The following is a 15,929-nucleotide window of genomic DNA, read 5'->3' as shown; positions in this document are numbered from 1 at the left end:
GACGAGGGGCGCTCCATCCGGGAGCGTCCGGCATCGAAAGGCTGAACAGCATGACCACGATCCTGGTGACCGGCGGCACCGGAACCCTCGGCCGGCTCGTCACCGAACGGCTGCGGGCGGACGGCCACGAGGTGCGGGTGCTCAGCCGGCACGCTCAGCCGTACGCCGTCGATCTGCGCGAGGGCGGCAGCGGCCTGGACGCGGCCGTCGCGGGAGTGGACGCGATCGTGCACTGCGCGACCACACCGCGCGGAGGCGACGAACGGGCCGCCGCGCAGGTCATCGCGGCCGCGCGCCGGGCGGCCGTGCCGCACCTGATCTACATCTCGATCGTCGGCGTCGACGCGGTGCCGATGGGCTACTACAGGACCAAGCTGGCCGTGGAGAAGCTGATCGAGGAGTCCGGGCTCGGCTGGACGATCCTGCGCACCACGCAGTTCCACGACCTCGTCGCCCAGCTCCTGGGCGGGCTCGCCAAGCTGCCGGTGCTGCTCCTCCCCTCCGGGGTCTCCGACCAGCCGGTCGAGGCCGCCGAGGTCGCCGCCCGGCTGGCCGAACTGACGGCCGGGCCGCCCGCGGGGCGGGTCGCGGACATGGGCGGGCCCGAGGTGCGCCCGTTCCGCTCCCTGGCCGCCGCCTTCCTCCGCGCCACCGGGAAGCGACGCCCGCTGCTCGACGTACGTCTGCCGGGCCGGACCTACCGGGCGTTCCGGGAGGGGCACCACCTCACACCGGGCCACGCGGTGGGGAAGGGAACGTTCGAGGACTTCCTGAAGGCACGCTCGGAGAACGCACGCTGACTCGCCGGTGGTCCTGGGGGCGCTGGATCCCCGGTTGGCCCAGCACGCCACCCGGGGTCCTCCCGACCCCGCTCCTACCGCGACGAAGGCGGGGCGAACAGCTCGTCCTGCGCTCCGTCGCGCGCGGTCAGGAGCGCGCCGCGCAGCACCGCGCCTCCGCCCAGCGTGCTCGCGCGCACCTCGGTCGGGAGCGGCGACATGCGGACGAGCCGCCGCTCGACCCGGGCGGCGAGCACGGTGCCGCCCGCCTGGCCGACCTCACCGCCGAGGACCACGCACCCGGGGTCCAGAACGGCGGTGACGGAGGCCGCCCCGATGGCGAGGCGGTCGGCGAGGACATCGAGGAAGTCTGCGGCGCCCGGGGCGTCCGGGGCTGCCACCGCCCGTCGCACCAGCGCCGCGGCGTGCGGCTCGTGCGCGTCCGGCTCCGCCGTTACGCCGTACCGCGCGGCGAGCGCCGCGACCGCCGCCGCCCCGGCCAGCGAGTGGAAGCCTCCCTCGCAGTCGGTCGCCGAGGGGAGGGTCGTGGTGCCGGGCACGGGCAGGAAGCCGATCTCCCCGGTACCTCCCGAGGCACCGCGGCGCAGGGCGCCGTCGAGGACGACGGCGGCCCCGGTGCCGTGGCCGAGCCACAGCAGGACGAAGGTGTCGCGGTCGCGGGCGATGCCGTCGCGCTGTTCGGCGAGGGCGGCGAGGTTGGTCTCGTTCTCGACGAGGACGCGGGCCTCGGGCAGCCGTTCCTGGAGGGCGGCGACCAGACGGCGATGCCATGCGGGCAGGCCCGAGGAGTCGCGCAGTTCGCCGGTGGCGGGGTCGATCAGGCCGGGCGCGCCGATGCCGACGGTGTGCAGCCTGCCCCACCCCCGGACGAGTTCGCGCGGGGGCGCCGCCCCCAGGGCCCCGGCCTCCTTCGCCACCCGCTCGACCAGCGCGACCGCCTGCTCCACCGCCGGTCCGGTCCCGGTGTCGCCGCCGATCGGCACGGACGCCTCGGCCAGGACGTCTCCGACCAGGTCGGAGACGACCACGGAGACTCCCTCCGTACGGATGTCGAGCGCGGCCAGGTGGGCGCGGTCCGCGACGATCCCGTAGACCCGGGCGTTCGGGCCGCGCCGCTGCTCCCCGGATTCCCCGACGACCGTGATGAGGCCGGAGGCCGTGAGGCGTTCGACGAGGTCGGCGACCGTCGGCCGGGACAGTCCGGTGAGCTGCTTCAGCCGCCCTGCCGTCAAAGGGCCTTCCTGCTGCAACAGCCGCAGGGCGAGCCGGTCGTTGATGGCCCGGGCGGTGCTCGGGGATGCGGGCATGCCGGGATCCTCCCAGATCGGCGGGGCCGTCCGGTGGGCGGGCGGCCGACAGTTCACTATCTATCAGGCAGGGTTCCTGATAGTTTACGGCCGCAGTTTGGTGAACCATCACCCGGGGAGGGGCCGGAGCATGAGTGAAGTGGTCTACGACCAGCGCGAGGTGAAGCGCGCCCGGTACGCCGTGGCTGCCGTCTTCGCCGTGCACGGAGCCGTCACGGGCTCGTTCGCGACCCGCGTCCCGTGGATCCAGGACCATGCGTCGGTCAGCGCGGGGCAGCTGGGCTTCGCCCTCGCCTTCACCGCCCTCGGCGCGTCCTGCTCGATGCCCCTGGCCGGCCGGATCACCCACCACTTCGGCAGCCGTACGGCGCTGCGCGGGCTCATGGCCCTGTGGACGCTGGCCCTGATCCTCCCGTCCCTGGCACCGAACCTGCTCACCCTGTGCCTCGCCATGTTCGTCTACGGCGCCACGGCGGGTATGGCGGACGTCGCCATGAACGCGCTGGGCGTCGAGGTCGAGAACCGGCTCGACAAGTCGATCATGTCCGGACTGCACGGCATGTGGAGCGCCGGCGCCCTGGTCGGCGCGGCGGCCGGCACCCTCGCCGCGCATCTGGGTTCGGACGCGCGCCTGCACCACGCCCTGGCCGCGGTGACCCTCACGCTCCTCGGTCTCGTCGCCTGCCGCTGGGTGCTCGACCTGAAGCCCACCGAGGACGAGGAGCCGCCGCCGCGGTTCGCGCTGCCGCCCCGATCGGCGCTGCTCATCGGCGCGGTCGGCTTCTGCGCGGTCTTCGCGGAGGGCGCGAGCCTGGACTGGTCGGCGGTCTACCTGCGCGACCAGCTGGACAGTTCGGCGGGTCTCGCCGCGGCGTCGACCACCGGTTTCATGCTGACGATGGCGGTGGCCCGGCTGGTGGGCGACACGGTGGTGAACCGATTCGGCGCCGTGCGCACCGTGCGGGCTGGCGGTGTGCTGGCCGTGGCCGGCGGGCTGCTGATCGTCGTGGCGGAGCATCCGGCGGTGGCGATGGGCGGCTTCGCGCTGCTCGGCCTCGGTATCGCGGTCGTCGTCCCGCTCTGCTTCGCGGCGGCCGGGCGCAGCGGCCCCAATCCAAGTCAGGCCATCGCGGGCGTCGCGACCATCACGTACACCTCGGGGCTGATCGCGCCGAGCCTGATCGGGTCGGTGGCGCAGGCGACGAGTCTGGCCGTGTCGTTCGGGCTGGTCACGATCCTGGCGTTCGGGCTCACCGTGCTCGCGGGTGTGCTGCGCGCCGGGGACCGCGACCGCCCGAAGATCAGCCCTCCGAGCGCAGCAGTTCCCGGCCCAAGGCCCTGAACCGGTCGCTCCACGGCGCCGGGCGCAGCGTCCCGGGGTCGAGCCGGACGAGGACGCGGGTGCCCTGCGCATAGGTCACCGCGCCGTCGAGGGAGCAGAAGCGGAAGCCGTACGTCAGTCCGGTGTTCCCGAGCCGTTCCAGCCAGAGGTGGACGGCGTACGCGCCGGGGCGGCTGACCGGGGCCTCGTAGGTGATGCGCAGTTCCTTGACGGCGTTGCAGAAGTCGCCCGCCGCCTCCCAGTCGCCCTCGAAGCTCAGGCCGCGCTCGTACCACAGCGCGGCCCAGGCACGCTCGACCATGACCGGGTAGCGGGCGTTGTGCAGCAGTCCGAGCGCGTCGAGGTCGTCGAAGTGGACGGTGACGGGCAGGAGCCGTCCGTACGGGAGGGCGGGGGCGACGGGGGCTTCGGCGGTCACGGGCGGGGCTCCTGGGACAGGGTGCGGACAGGACAGGCATGGCTGAAAACGACACCCCCATCCTAAGCAACCGCTCAGGAGCCCCGGCCGGGCGGGATCAGCCCGTGATCGAGTCGAGCTGCTCGGCGGCCGGCCGCAGTTCCCACAGATCGCCGCCGGGCGGCGCTTCGAGCTTCGGCACGGCGGCCCGTGCGGTCCGGTCCCCGGCGTCGGCCGCCGCGTGCACCACATCGCTCGCCGCGAAGCGGTGGAACTCCAGCTCGGGACGGGTCCACGGCTCGGTGCCGGTCGCCGCGGGCAGCAGGTAGTCGACCGCCTTGAACAGGCTCTGGCCGTCCGGCCCCCGGTAGGACCAGAGGTCCACGCCGACATGCCGGCCGATGGCCGCGAGCCGGGTGTAGGCGACCAGGTCGAAGGTCGAGTAGTGCCAGCTGCGGGTGCGGGCCAGTTCCTGGGGCTGGCTGCCGTCGGCGGCGATCTGCGGGTCGATGCGCAGAGCACGCGCGGCGAGCACGGTCCGCCGGGCGAGGGCCTTGTCGCCGGTCGCGTACGCGAGAGCGGCGAGCTGCATGTCGTAGAAGGTCCCGTGATTGTTCTGGGCGGCACCCTCCTCCCTGCCGAAGGCGCTCTCCGCCAGCCAGTCGCGGAAGCCGGTGTTCCAGTCGAGCATCGCGGCCCGGTCGTGCCGCGACCAGCCGGGGGCGCCGGTGTCCAGGACGGCGATCGCGTCGAGGACGCTCGTGTAGGACTGCGAGAAGTCGATGATGCCGATGGCCCGGCCGTCGTACTTGCAGGGGATGAACTGGCCGTGGTCCAGGTCCGGGTTCATCCGCGTCGCCGGGTCCAGGAACCAGGTGCGCAGGACCTGGGCGGCCTTCTCCGCGTACTGCTTCCTGCCGGTGTAGTACCAGGCGAGCGCGAGGTCGTACGTCGAGTCGAAGACCTTCTCGACGTCCTGGCGGTCGGTGCCGGTGTCCACCTCCGGGTTGCGCTGCCCGTCGCGCTGGACGTAGGGGCAGCCCCAGGGGTTGTCGGCGGTGGCGGGCCGCGAGGGCCACCAGTAGGGGGCCTGGCTGAGATAGTCGTGAACGTCGCCGCCGGGGGCGGGCTTCGGCTTGTCGACGACCGTCCAGGGTCCCTGGTCCAGCCAGTTGTCGGCGCGGGCCGTCAAGTCCCGCAGCGGACGGGCGAGTCGGCGGTCGCCGTGGTCCAGCCGGATCCGGGTCCGCTGGAGCCGCCCGCCGTCGAGGACCACGGTCCGGGGGATGCCGGGCACGGCGTGAGCGGACGCGGCGGGGGCGGCGACGGAGGCGGTACGAGCGGACGCCGCGGGAACGACGACGGACACCAGCGCGACGGCCGCCACGACCGCGCTCAGTCGGGATCGTGCACTCACAGAACACTCCGATCATAGATATGAACGACGTTCACGAGTGGGACCGTGTGAGCGTAAGGCGGCTGGTTACCCCTGACAATGGTCCGGACCGATTCACGTACAGAGAAAGCGAATCCTCACCATGGACCTCGGCGTGCGCTGGAAACTGCACGGCGACGGGCGGACCCCCGCCCCGGGAGCGGTCGTCCGCCCCGATGAACGCCTCTCCTGGCCCCGGACCTTCGGGCTCGGCGCCCAGCACGTGGTGGCCATGTTCGGGGCGTCCTTCGTTGCGCCCGTCCTGATGGGACTCGATCCGAACCTCGCGATCATGATGTCGGGCGTCGCGACGGTCATCTTCCTGCTCGCCACCCGCGGCCGGGTGCCCAGCTACCTGGGCTGTTCGCTCTCGTTCGTGGGCGTCGCCGCCGTGATCCGCGCGCAGGGCGGCACCAGTGCGACGGTGACGGGCGCGTGCTTCGTGGTCGCGGTCGCGCTGTTCCTGGTGGGGCTCGCCGTGCAGCGGTTCGGCGCGAGGATCATCCATGCCGCGATGCCGCCGATCGTGACCGGCGCGGTCGTCATGCTGATCGGCTTCAACCTGGCGCCGGTGACCGCGTCCACCTACTGGCCGCAGGACCAGTGGACCGCGCTGCTCACGATGCTGGTGACCGGAGCCGCCGTGGTGTGCCTGCGCGGTTTCTGGTCACGCATCGCGATCTTCCTCGGACTCGTCTTCGGTTACGTCATCTCCTGGGCCTTCGACCGGATCTTCGGCCGGATCCACTCGATGGACGCGAGCGGCAAGGTGACCGACCACTGGCGCCTGGACCTGTCCGGTGTCGGCCGGGCCGACTGGATCGGGCTGCCGTCCTTCCACGGGCCGTCGTTCCAGTGGTCGGCGATCCTCGTCGCGCTGCCGGTCGTGATCGCGCTTGTCGCCGAGAACGCGGGTCACGTCAAGGCCGTCGGCGAGATGACCGGCGACCCGCTGGACGACAGGCTCGGCACCGCGATCTCCGCCGACGGTGCCGCCTCGATGCTCTCCACGGCGGTCGGCGGCCCACCCAACACCACGTACTCCGAGAACATCGGCGTGATGGCCGCGACCCGGGTCTACTCCACGGCCGCCTACTGGGCCGCCGCCCTGTTCGCCCTGCTCTTCGGCCTGAGCCCCAAGTTCGGCGCGGTGGTCGCGGCGATCCCGGGCGGTGTCCTCGGCGGCATCACCGTCATCCTGTACGGCATGATCGGGCTGCTCGGCGCCCAGATCTGGCTCAACGCCCGGGTGGACCTGCGCAATCCGCTGAACCTGGTGCCGGCCGCCGCGGGCATCATCATCGGCATCGGCGGCGTCACCCTGAAGTTCACCGACAACTTCTCGCTGAACGGCATCGCGCTGGGCACCATCGTCGTGATCACCGGCTACCACGCGCTGCGGGCGATGGCCCCGGCCCACCTCAAGCGGCAGGAGCCCCTGCTCGACTCGGGGACGTCGACGTACGACGAGCCCGGGGATCAGCGCGCCAGCTCATAGGCGTACTCGGCCGAGAAGGCCCCCGGGGTACCCCGGCAGCCGTCCGACTCACCCGGCAGCTTCACCCACAGATAGGCGTCGATCCCGGCCTCCCCGGTGCTCAGGGTCGGCGCCTGTCCGATCCTGCGGCCCGCCGGATCGCACCACTCGCCGTCGGGAGGGGCACCGTTGCCGTTGCGGCTGGTGTCGATGACGGCGCCGAGGCCGGCGGACCCGCCGAGCGCGGACAGCACCCGACGGGCATAGGTGATCTCGTCGCTCGTCCGGTGGAAGTTGGACACATTGGTGAAGATGCCGTCGGACGAGGCGGTCGAGGCCGCGCCCGCCCGGCCGAGCAGCGCGGCCTGTTCGGCGGCCGGGTTCCAGTCGGAGTGACCGGCGTCGTAGTAGACCCGGGCCCTGGGGTTCGCCGCCTTCAGGACGCGGCCGGCGCGGGCCAGGGAGGCGAAGCGGTCGGCCCGCTCACCCTCACCGAGGCAGTCGGACTGGGCGATCGAGTCGGGCTCCAGGACGACGACGACCTCACCGGAGCCGAGCCCGGCCGCGAACCGGTCGATCCAGCCGTCGTACGCGGCGAGGTCGGGCGCCCCGCCGTCCGAGGCGCCGCCGCAGTCGCGCTGCGGGATCGCGTACGGCACGACGACGGGCACCCGGCCCTGCGCGGAGCCGGCCGACGTCACTGCCCTGACCCGCGCGGTGATCGTGGACGGCGTGAAGTCCGCGAACCACACCGCGGCCGGACGGTCGGCGATCCGGGACTCGATGACCGGCCGCCGGGCGTCATCGGGGTGGGCGTCGACCCAGTCGCGGACCTGGGAGTCCGCGTGGCGGTAGAGACGCTCGGGAGCGGGCGTGGTCCGCGGTTTCCTCCTGCTCGGCGAGGACTCGCCGGCCGGTCTCGGGGAGGCCGGGCCCGACCGGGACGGCGCGGCCGAGGTGCGCGACGGCGTCGGCACACCCGGCAGCGGCCCCGGGCCGCTCGATGGGGTCACCAGCGGTTTCGCGTCCTTCGAGGGGCGCCCGCCGTCGAGCGCGGACACCATCCCCGTCACGGTCCCGACCGCCACCACGACCGAGGCCGCGGTGACCATCGCGGCGCGCCCGGCGGACCGCCTGCGCTCGGCCCTGCGCTCGGCCGACCGACGCGCACGTAAGCCTGACACGTACCGCTCCCTCACTCCCGCCCCGGCCGCGTTCCCCCGTTCTGGGGAAGCCTCCGGCCCGGCGGCACTCCGGCCAGCCTAGGACTGGGACGCTGCCCTCATGGCGCAGTCGGCACAGTTCACCACTCCCGTAGACGCGGTCGTCGCCCGTATGCGCACCCTGGACGCGGAGCTCCCCGAGCGGGACGGTCTCGCGGTCTTCAACCGCGTCTACCTCACCGGCACCGAGGAGTTCGACCGGCACCTGGACACCGGGGTCTTCCCGGACCGCCGGGCCGCGATCACGCTGGACGTGCGGTTCGCGGAGCGCTATCTGACGGTGGCCGAAGAGGGCCGCGCGCCGGCCTGCTGGCGGCCGGTGCTGCAGTTCCGCCGCCATCCGGGGGTACGTCCGCTGCAGTTCGCGATCGCGGGCATCAACGCGCACATCGGGCACGATCTGGCGCTCGCCCTGGTGGACACCTGTCGTACGCTCGACTGCGAACCGGCGGACCTGGAGGACGAGTTCGACCGCGTGGGTGATCTCCTCGTCTCGCTGGAGGAGCACATCCGCGAAGAACTGATGCCGGGCCCCGACCTGCTCCAGATCGCCGATCCGCTCACCCATCTGCTCGGCGCATGGAGCCTCGAGCGGGCGCGTCAGGCCACCTGGGCAGCGGCGCGGGCCCTGTGGGCGCTGCGCGGACTCCCGGACCTGGCCGAGGAGTTCGCCGAGCGCCTCGACGCCGCGGTGGGCCTGGCCGGCCGGATGCTGCTCACTCCCCTGCCGACCTGATCCGGCCACGCGGTGCGGTCCTCGCCGGAACTCGGTTCGGATCACTGTACGTTGAACGATCGGCACACCCTGCTGCGAAGGAGCCCCCAGGTATGGCGACGCGACTCGGCCTCACCCTCCCCCAGATGAAGCAGTACGACCTCGGACGGGACGTGCCCGACGTGGCACGCGCCGCGGAGGCGATCGGGTACGACAGCCTGTGGGTCTTCGAGCGGGCGCTGTTCCCGGATCCCCCTACGCAGGGGCTGTACGGCATCGAGGGACTGCCCTGGCCGGACGCGTACCGCGCCGTCGCCGACCCCCTGGTCACCCTGACCCTCGCGGCCGCGGTCACCGAGCGCGCGCTGCTCGGCACCAGCGTCCTCGTCGCCCCGCTGCACGGCCCCTTCCAGCTCGCCAAGGCCCTCGCCTCGCTCGACGCGGCGAGCGGCGGCCGTGTCGTGGCGGGCCTCGGCACGGGCTGGTCGCTCGACGAGTACGCGGCGGCCTCCGCCCGGCCCTTCGAGGAGCGCGGCCAGGTTCTCGACGAGGTGATCGCGGTGTGCCGCGCGGTGTGGGGCCCCGACCCGGTGGTCTACGACGGCACGTTCACCAAGATCGCGTCCGCCGTGGTCGGCCCCAAGCCCGCCCGGCCGATCCCGATCCTGCTGGCCGCCAACACCGGAAAGGCGCGGCGCCGGCTCGTCGACCACGCCGACGGATGGATGCCGATCGGCATGGGTGTCGAGCAACTGGCGGCGCAGTGGCGCCAGTTGCTCGATCTGGCAGCCGAGCGCGGCCGTACCGAGCCGCTGCGCACGGTGCTGCGGACCAACCCGCGGTACACGGCGAAGGGGTACGAGGGCGCGGACCGCCAGCCCTTCCAGGGCGGTGTCGAGCAGATCGTGGCGGACCTGGTCGCCCACGCCGAGGTCGGCCTCGACGAGATCTTCCTCGACCTCCAGAGCTCGGTGCGGGACGCCCAGGAACTGAAGGACGTGGCCGCCGAGGTGTACGAGGCGGCGCGGGCGGCCGGGGTCTGACCCGCGCGCCGCGTCTCGCCTCGTCTCGTCTCGTCTCGAGGAGGACTCAGTCCTCGGGGAGTTCCACCGGCGCGATCTCGTCGTAGACGTCGCCGGGCCCGGGGTTGGTCGGGTCGGTCGTCCCGCCGAGCTGGTGCATGACGCCCCAGACCGCGTTCAGCGCGGTCTGGACGGCGCCCTCGGCCCAGCCGGCCGTCCAGGAGATGTCGTCGCCGGCGAGGAAGATGCCCCGCTTGTCCTCGGGCAGCCCCTCCTGCATGAAGTGCGTGAACAGACGGCGCTGGTAGCGGTAGTGGCCCGGCAGGTTGGCCTTGAACGCGCCCATGAAGTAGGGCTCGTTCTCCCAGGACACGGTCACCGGGTTGCCGATGATGTGCTTCCTGATGTCGACCTTCGGGTAGATCTCGCCGAGCGACTTCAGCATGACCTCCATCCGCTCGCTCGCGGACAGCGGAAGCCACTTCAGGCTGTCGTCGCACCACGTGTACGAGAGGCAGATGACGGCGGGCTTGTCCGGGCCCTCGTCGAGGAGGTAGGTGCCGCGCGTCATCCGGTCGGTGAGCGTCATCGACATGACGTCACGGCCGGTCTCCTCGTCCTTGTCGAGCCAGAACGGCCGGTCGACGGGGACGAAGAGCTTGGAGCTCTCCATGTAGTGCGTGCGCTCGATCGCCGTCCAGTGGTCGATCGGGAAGAGCGAGTCGTCGCAGGCGACCTTGGAGAGCAGCATCCAGGACTGGGCGGTGAAGATCGCCGCCTTGAAGGTGCGGATGTCGCCGTTCGCGTCCGTCACGGTGATCCCGTTGCCCGCGGTGCGGTTCAGCCGGGTCACGGCCGGGCGCGGGGCGCCGTCGTGCAGCGTCGACAGCGAGGTGCCGTACGCCCAGTGGACGATCTTCTCCGGCTCGCGCTCCCACAGACGCAGCGGAAGCTGCTGGGAGCCGCCGACGATGCCGCGGTGGTGGTCGTCGGCCTCGGTGTAGACGACGCGCAGGATCTCCAGGATGGAGTTCGGGAAGTCGGTGTCCCAACCGCCGGTGCCGAAGCCGACCTGGCCGAAGATCTCACGGTGCCGGAAGGACTTGAAGGACTCCGACTCGCAGAGGAAGCCGTAGAAGGTCTGGTTGTCGAGCTTCTCGACGAGCTTCGACCAGATCTCCCGGATGCGCGGCACATCGCGCTCCCGCATGGCCTGGTTCATGTCGGAGAAGTCGGCGCCGTCCTCGAGGCAGGCGTTCCAGGCGTTCATCACGTCGCGGTAGACCTGCGGCAGGTCGTCGACGGAGGTCGCGTAGTGCGACTCGCCCTTGAGGTCGACGACCGTCGAGGGCGTGGACTCGGCCAGGGGGTTGGGGAACGGCCGGGTCTCGAGGTCCACCAGGTCGATGTAGTGCTGGAGGGCGGTGGAGGACGGCGGGAAGCGCATCGCGCCCATCTCGGCGGTGAGCGACGGGTCGCAGCCCTCGAATCCCACGGTGCGCAGCCGGCCGCCGATCTCGTCGGCCTCGTACACGACGGGCTTGAGGCCCATCTTCATCAGCTCGTACGCGGCCACGATGCCGGACAGGCCGCCACCGATGACCGCGACCTCGGTGCCGTGCTCGGTCGCGGGTATCTGCCCGAGGCCCGCGGGGTGCGCGAGGAAGTCGTCGTAGGCGTAGGGGAAGTCCGGGCCGAACATGGTGATCGGCGGCTGCTGCACGTCGGCGTGCTGGACGGCGTTGGGCACGGTGGACGTCATGGGGTACGGACTCCTTGCGCGAAAGCTGGTGAGGGGGAGGCTTGTTCGACCGGGCGGGATGTCAGACGAGGGACCCGTAGAGACCGGGGCGGCGGTCCTTCAGATACGGGTTCGCCTCGCGCGAGGCCGCGAGACGGACGGGGTCGGCGTCCGCCAGGACCAGTTCCTCGCCGCGTCCGGCCCGGGCACGGGCGACTCCGTCGGGCCCGGCCAGCGTGGACAGTCCGACGAACTCGAACTCCCCTTCCGGACCGGTGCGGTTGACGTAGGCGACGTACATCTGGTTCTCGAAGGCGCGCACCGGGACGACGGACTCGGCGACGAACTGGAACGGGTGCATCTGCGCGGTGGGCACGAGCAGCAGGTCGGTGCCGGCGAGGGCGTGCGCGCGGACGTTCTCCGGGAACTCGACGTCGTAGCAGATCATGAGACCGACCCGGAGGCCGTTCAGTTCGGCCTGTACGACGGGCTGGTCGCCGGGCGTGAAGTGGTCGTGCTCGAAGCAGCCGAAGAGGTGGGTCTTGCGGTAGTTCGCGAGCCGGGTGCCGTCGGCGGAGATCAGCTGCACGGAGTTGAAGACGCGCGCCCCACCGTCGGCCGGGGAGCCCTCGCGCTCATGGCGTGCGGCTTCGCGCTCGGGGTAGCCGTAGGCGACGGACACGCCGTGCCGGGTGGCGATCTCGGCGATCGCGTCGGCGGACGCGCCGTCGGCGGGCTCGGCGAGGCGTGCGATGTCGTCACCGATGGCGTAGCCGGTCAGGAACATCTCCGACGTCACGATCAGCCCGGCTCCCGCTGCGGCGGCGCGGCCCGCGGCCTCGTCGAGCACCTTGAGGTTCTCGACGATCGAGCCGGGGCGGCCGGAGCTCTGGAGCAGGGCTGTGCGCATGCGTGTTCTCCACCGGTACGGAAAGGGATTCGGGGGGCCACATAGACGGTACGGTCGGGCGGCGCGGGGGGACAAGAAGGACCCGTTGCGCGCCACCGAACGATTCATTGCGTGCGCCCGGCCTCCGGCGGCGATTCGTTGCGCACCCCCTCGCACCCCCCGGTCGTGGCCCTGATTCCCGGGGAGACGCAGGTCACAGGCGGGTTTCCCGCTCCAGGACGGGGCGGGGCGACGCCCCGAAGCGGGTCGGGTCTCCCGCTCCAGGACGGGCGGCAGGGCGATGCCCGGAAGCGCCGGCCCTCCGGCCCCGCGTCCGGCCCGCCCGGCGCTCACAGCTCGCGCAGCCGCTCCACGATCTCGCGCAGCAGCTCCGGGTCGGCCGCCGGACCGCCGTCCGGCGTACGGCGCGGCTCGTCGATGCGCACCAGACCGGCCTCGGCCAGGTCACCGAGCAGCACACGTACGACGGTCAGCGGCAGGTCGACGTCCGCGGCGAGCTCGACGACCGGCCGGGGTCCGCGGCGCGCCAGGTCGAGCAGGGCGGCCGCGGCATGATCGACACCGGGCAGCCCGGTGCCCGCCTCCAGGGCCGTGACCTGCGACATCAGATCGATGACATGCCCGTCCGAGGGCCGGGTCCGGCCCCCGGTGACGGTGTAGGGCCGCACCATCGGCCCGGTCTCGTCCTCGTACCAGTGATCGTCGGTCACGGGCGGATCAGGAGCCCGCGGGGTCGGCCGCCGAACGTACGGAGGCGGCCATGTGGCGGCCGACGCGGCGGACGAGCAGTTCCATCTCGTGGGCGAGCTGTCCGACGTCCGTCTGCACCTCGCTGAGCACGGCCAGCCTGCTTCCGTCGCCCGCCGGGGTGATGAAGAGGTAGGCGTCGTCGAGCATCACCATGGTCTGGCGCACCCCGCCCGCGGCGAAGCGTTCGCCCGCCGAGCGGGCGAGGCTGTGGAAGCCGGCGCAGACGGCGGCGAGGTGTTCGATGTCCCTCCGGCGCATGCCGTCCGAGCAGCTCAGCGGGAGACCGTCGGCGGTGAGGAGCACGGCCTGACGGACATGGTCGGTTCTGGCCACGAGGTCGTCGAGCAGCCACCCGAGATCGGTACCGGGCCGGTCGGTGCCGTCCCCGGACTCGGAGGCGCCGCCCGTCGGCGCCAGGCTCTCGGTCTCGGGGATCCGGGCCTCGCGGATCCGGGCCTCGATGGTCTGGGCAGGGTGCTCTGGGAGCTGGTCAGGGCGCATGGTCGACGTCGTTCCCTTCCTCGGTGTCGGTTCGCTGCGCGGGGCCGGGCTGCCTGGAGCCCGGCTGCGTGGGCAGGCCCTTGCGGCCACGGTCGAGGCCGCGCTGGAAGGCTCCGAAGACCGCGCGCATCTCCTCCGGCGTGACCTCGCGCTCCGGTGTCCCGTCGGCCTCCGGTCCCGCGGTACGCAGTTCGGGTGCGAGGGAGGTCTGGCGGACCCGGGTGGGCAGCACGGGCGCGGCGGGGACCGGAGCGTCCTGCCGCACCAGGCCGACGTCCTGCTCGCGCTGCGCCGTCCGCCGCTCCTGCAGAACCGCGGTGCGCCCCCGCGAGGGCAGCCCCCGCGGGTCCGGCTCCGCATCGAGGGCCGAACCCGTGGGTTCCACCGGCGCCAGAACCGCCTCCGGCAGCAGCACCACCGCCGTCGTACCGCCGTACGGTGAACGGCACAGCGTGACCCTGATGCCGTGCCGTGCGGCGAGCCGCCCCACCACGTACAGCCCGAGCCGGTCGTGCCGGGTCGGGTCGAAGTCGTCCGGCCTCGTGATGGTCCGGTGGGCCTCCTCGATCTGTTCCGGCGCGAGACCGAGGCCCCGGTCGTCGATCTCCAGGACGAACCCGCTCCCGGCCCGACCGGTACGCAGGGTGACCTGGGTGTGGGGAGGTGAGAACACCGTGGCGTTCTCGACGAGTTCGGCGATCAGGTGGACGACGTCGGCGACGGCGTCGGCCGCGACGCCCACCTCCGGCATCGGGGGGACCACGACCCGCGCGTAGTGCTCGATCTCGCTCACCGCGGAGGACACCACCTCGGCGACGGGCACGGGCCGCCGCCAACGGCGGCCCGGGGCCGAGCCGGAGAGGATGATCAGGCTCTCCGCGTGCCGTCGCATGCGGGTGGTCAGGTGATCGATCCGGAACAGGTCGTCCAGGACGTCCGGGTCGTCGGTGCGCCGCTCCAGCGTGTCGACCAGCTTGAGCTGGCGGTGCACGAGCGCCTGGTTGCGGCGGGCGATGTTCAGGAGCACCGCGAACAACCCGCGGCGCAGGGTGGCCTGTTTGACGGCGGCCTCGACGGCCGCGAGCCGGGCGGTGTTGAAGGACCGGCCGACCTGGCCGATCTCGTCGGCCACCGCCTCCGCGTCGGCCAGGGGCGGCGCCTCGGCGGCGGCGTCGATCTCCTCGCCGGCGCTCAACCGTTCCATGACGTGCGGGAGCTGACGGTTGGTCAGTAGATCGACGGCGTCCCGCAGCGACTCGAGGCGGCGCGAGATGCGCCGTGCCCCGCGCACCGCGAACCACAAGGACAGTCCTACGGCGGCCAGTCCCAGCACACCGACGATGGCGGCCTTGGCCATCTCACGGTAGGCGAACTCCCGCCCGCGCTCGGCGGAGTTGATCGCCGACCGGGTGCACAGCCGCATGTACTGCTTGACGGCGCGGTCCGTGGTGGTGCGCCAGGTACCGGCCCCGACGGCCTCGCCCGCACCCTTCGCACCCGCCCGCAGCAGGGCGTCCTCACCCCGGGTCAGCTCCCGGTGGAGGTCTCCGCGCTGGAACTCCTCGAAGAGGGCGCGCGAGTCGGCCGGCAGGTCGGGCACATAGGTCCGCTCGAAGACCCGGCGGTCCTCGATCGTCGCGGTGAGGGTGTCGTACTGGCGGTCGGTGAGCGTTCCGGCGGCCCGTGCCCCGGCGACGAGCGCGTCCTCGCGGGACACGAACTCCCGCACCCGCACCAGCTCGACGACGACCTGTGCCTCGCGGGCCAGCTGTCCCGCCTGAAGTGCCGTGAGGGCGGACGGTACGTCGAAACCGGGTTCCACCAGGGCGCTGTACTCGGCCACGGCCCCGTCCCAGGACACGGCGTGGGACAGCACCCGTCCGCGCAGCCCCTCCAGCCCGTCGACCGAGTCGAGCACGATGTCGAGCTCCTGCCGCTGGCGGCCGGAGAGCAGGTCGCGGTCCCCGTCCCGGATCGCGGTGCGCATCGCGGTCACGGCGCGGTCGGTGCGGCGCTCCTGCGCCAGCAGGTCGACGGCCGCCGCCGTTCCGTGGTCCTCGCCCAGGTACGCGGCCGCGAGGCGCCGCTCGATCTGGATCTGGCCGATCGCCGTGTCGACCGGCGTGCCGAAGGTGTTGTACACGTCCTGGAGACGGACGAGTGCGCGCAGTTCACCGGTGACGGACACCATGGCGAAACTCCACAGCGTCATGAGGGCGATCACCGGAGCGAGCGCGAGGGCCACGATCCGCGTACGGACCGTGGTCGGACGGCCGAAGGGCCAGCGCATGGTCTCCCCAGGACGACAG

General features: G+C 72.4%; 14 protein-coding genes. 5 read left to right on the top strand and 9 right to left on the bottom strand.

What is annotated here, in order from left to right; all coding sequences use genetic code 11:
- The first annotated feature begins 50 nt into the window (after positions 1 to 50).
- The gene (locus ACWD68_RS15395) at positions 51 to 800 is read left to right on the top strand and encodes an NAD(P)H-binding protein (protein WP_451806915.1); all 750 of its coding nucleotides are present in this window, start codon (positions 51 to 53) and stop codon (positions 798 to 800) included.
- Between the two features lie 74 nt (positions 801 to 874).
- Here ACWD68_RS15395 and ACWD68_RS15390 read toward each other — a convergent pair whose 3' ends face one another.
- On the bottom strand, positions 875 to 2,107 hold the full coding sequence (locus tag ACWD68_RS15390; RefSeq protein WP_451806914.1) for an ROK family transcriptional regulator: 1,233 nt from the start codon (positions 2,105 to 2,107) through the stop codon (positions 875 to 877).
- A gap of 130 nt (positions 2,108 to 2,237) precedes the next feature.
- Between ACWD68_RS15390 and ACWD68_RS15385 the strand changes: the two genes are divergently transcribed.
- Entirely contained in the window at positions 2,238 to 3,449 is a 1,212-nt protein-coding gene (locus ACWD68_RS15385) for an MFS transporter (RefSeq protein ID WP_451806913.1), read from the top strand.
- Here ACWD68_RS15385 and ACWD68_RS15380 read toward each other — a convergent pair.
- Positions 3,409 to 3,867 (bottom strand): acyl-CoA thioesterase, encoded by a 459-nt coding sequence (locus tag ACWD68_RS15380; protein WP_451806912.1) that lies wholly within the window; start codon positions 3,865 to 3,867, stop codon positions 3,409 to 3,411. The genes ACWD68_RS15385 and ACWD68_RS15380 overlap by 41 nt on opposite strands.
- Before the next feature lie 97 nt (positions 3,868 to 3,964).
- On the bottom strand, positions 3,965 to 5,263 hold the full coding sequence (locus ACWD68_RS15375) for an alginate lyase family protein (RefSeq protein WP_451806911.1): 1,299 nt from the start codon (positions 5,261 to 5,263) through the stop codon (positions 3,965 to 3,967).
- 121 nt (positions 5,264 to 5,384) lie between these two features.
- Here ACWD68_RS15375 and ACWD68_RS15370 point away from each other — a divergent pair, with 121 nt between their 5' ends.
- A complete protein-coding gene (locus ACWD68_RS15370; protein WP_451806910.1) occupies positions 5,385 to 6,779 on the top strand; it encodes a uracil-xanthine permease family protein in 1,395 nt (464 codons plus the stop codon).
- Here ACWD68_RS15370 and ACWD68_RS15365 read toward each other — a convergent pair.
- Positions 6,761 to 7,942, bottom strand: a complete 1,182-nt coding sequence (locus tag ACWD68_RS15365; RefSeq protein ID WP_451806909.1) for a glycoside hydrolase family 6 protein — start codon at positions 7,940 to 7,942, stop codon at positions 6,761 to 6,763. The two genes, ACWD68_RS15370 and ACWD68_RS15365, sit on opposite strands and share 19 nt — an antisense overlap.
- Positions 7,943 to 8,042: 100 nt before the next feature.
- Here ACWD68_RS15365 and ACWD68_RS15360 point away from each other — a divergent pair, with 100 nt between their 5' ends.
- Together ACWD68_RS15360 and ACWD68_RS15355 are read left to right on the top strand one after the other, a co-directional pair.
- A complete protein-coding gene (locus ACWD68_RS15360; protein WP_451806908.1) occupies positions 8,043 to 8,717 on the top strand; it encodes a DUF5995 family protein in 675 nt (224 codons plus the stop codon).
- Positions 8,718 to 8,809: 92 nt separating this feature from the next.
- On the top strand, positions 8,810 to 9,739 hold the full coding sequence (locus ACWD68_RS15355; RefSeq protein ID WP_451806907.1) for an LLM class F420-dependent oxidoreductase: 930 nt from the start codon (positions 8,810 to 8,812) through the stop codon (positions 9,737 to 9,739).
- 46 nt (positions 9,740 to 9,785) lie between these two features.
- On the opposite strand, the gene ACWD68_RS15350 is transcribed toward ACWD68_RS15355, so the two are convergent.
- From ACWD68_RS15350 to ACWD68_RS15330, 5 genes are all read right to left on the bottom strand, one after another.
- Positions 9,786 to 11,480 (bottom strand): flavin monoamine oxidase family protein, encoded by a 1,695-nt coding sequence (locus tag ACWD68_RS15350; RefSeq protein WP_451806906.1) that lies wholly within the window; start codon positions 11,478 to 11,480, stop codon positions 9,786 to 9,788.
- A 61-nt stretch (positions 11,481 to 11,541) separates the two neighbouring features.
- Positions 11,542 to 12,369, bottom strand: coding sequence for a carbon-nitrogen hydrolase family protein (locus tag ACWD68_RS15345; protein ID WP_451806905.1), 828 nt, complete (start codon positions 12,367 to 12,369; stop codon positions 11,542 to 11,544).
- 329 nt (positions 12,370 to 12,698) lie between these two features.
- The gene (locus tag ACWD68_RS15340) at positions 12,699 to 13,079 is read right to left on the bottom strand and encodes a DUF742 domain-containing protein (RefSeq protein ID WP_451806904.1); all 381 of its coding nucleotides are present in this window, start codon (positions 13,077 to 13,079) and stop codon (positions 12,699 to 12,701) included.
- Between the two features lie 7 nt (positions 13,080 to 13,086).
- Positions 13,087 to 13,620: a roadblock/LC7 domain-containing protein gene (locus ACWD68_RS15335; protein ID WP_451806903.1), complete on the bottom strand. Its 534-nt coding sequence runs from the start codon at positions 13,618 to 13,620 to the stop codon at positions 13,087 to 13,089.
- Positions 13,610 to 15,910, bottom strand: a complete 2,301-nt coding sequence (locus tag ACWD68_RS15330) for a nitrate- and nitrite sensing domain-containing protein (RefSeq protein WP_451806902.1) — start codon at positions 15,908 to 15,910, stop codon at positions 13,610 to 13,612. Before ACWD68_RS15330 ends, ACWD68_RS15335 begins: the two co-directional genes overlap by 11 nt.
- Between the last annotated feature and the right edge of the window lie 19 nt (positions 15,911 to 15,929).

Source organism: Streptomyces sp. NPDC005141, from assembly GCF_053599975.1.
The sequence above is the reverse complement of the archived record's forward strand: the minus strand, read 5'-3'. Positions and strand labels throughout refer to the sequence as shown.

Coding starts and splice junctions, on each gene's coding strand:
- ACWD68_RS15330 (WP_451806902.1), bottom strand. CDS start 15,910: ATGCGCTGGCCCTTCGGCCGTCCGACCACGGTCCGTACGCGGATCGTG.
- ACWD68_RS15395 (WP_451806915.1), top strand. CDS start 51: ATGACCACGATCCTGGTGACCGGCGGCACCGGAACCCTCGGCCGGCTC.
- ACWD68_RS15385 (WP_451806913.1), top strand. CDS start 2,238: ATGAGTGAAGTGGTCTACGACCAGCGCGAGGTGAAGCGCGCCCGGTAC.
- ACWD68_RS15360 (WP_451806908.1), top strand. CDS start 8,043: ATGGCGCAGTCGGCACAGTTCACCACTCCCGTAGACGCGGTCGTCGCC.
- ACWD68_RS15370 (WP_451806910.1), top strand. CDS start 5,385: ATGGACCTCGGCGTGCGCTGGAAACTGCACGGCGACGGGCGGACCCCC.
- ACWD68_RS15355 (WP_451806907.1), top strand. CDS start 8,810: ATGGCGACGCGACTCGGCCTCACCCTCCCCCAGATGAAGCAGTACGAC.
- ACWD68_RS15335 (WP_451806903.1), bottom strand. CDS start 13,620: ATGCGCCCTGACCAGCTCCCAGAGCACCCTGCCCAGACCATCGAGGCC.
- ACWD68_RS15390 (WP_451806914.1), bottom strand. CDS start 2,107: ATGCCCGCATCCCCGAGCACCGCCCGGGCCATCAACGACCGGCTCGCC.
- ACWD68_RS15350 (WP_451806906.1), bottom strand. CDS start 11,480: ATGACGTCCACCGTGCCCAACGCCGTCCAGCACGCCGACGTGCAGCAG.
- ACWD68_RS15345 (WP_451806905.1), bottom strand. CDS start 12,369: ATGCGCACAGCCCTGCTCCAGAGCTCCGGCCGCCCCGGCTCGATCGTC.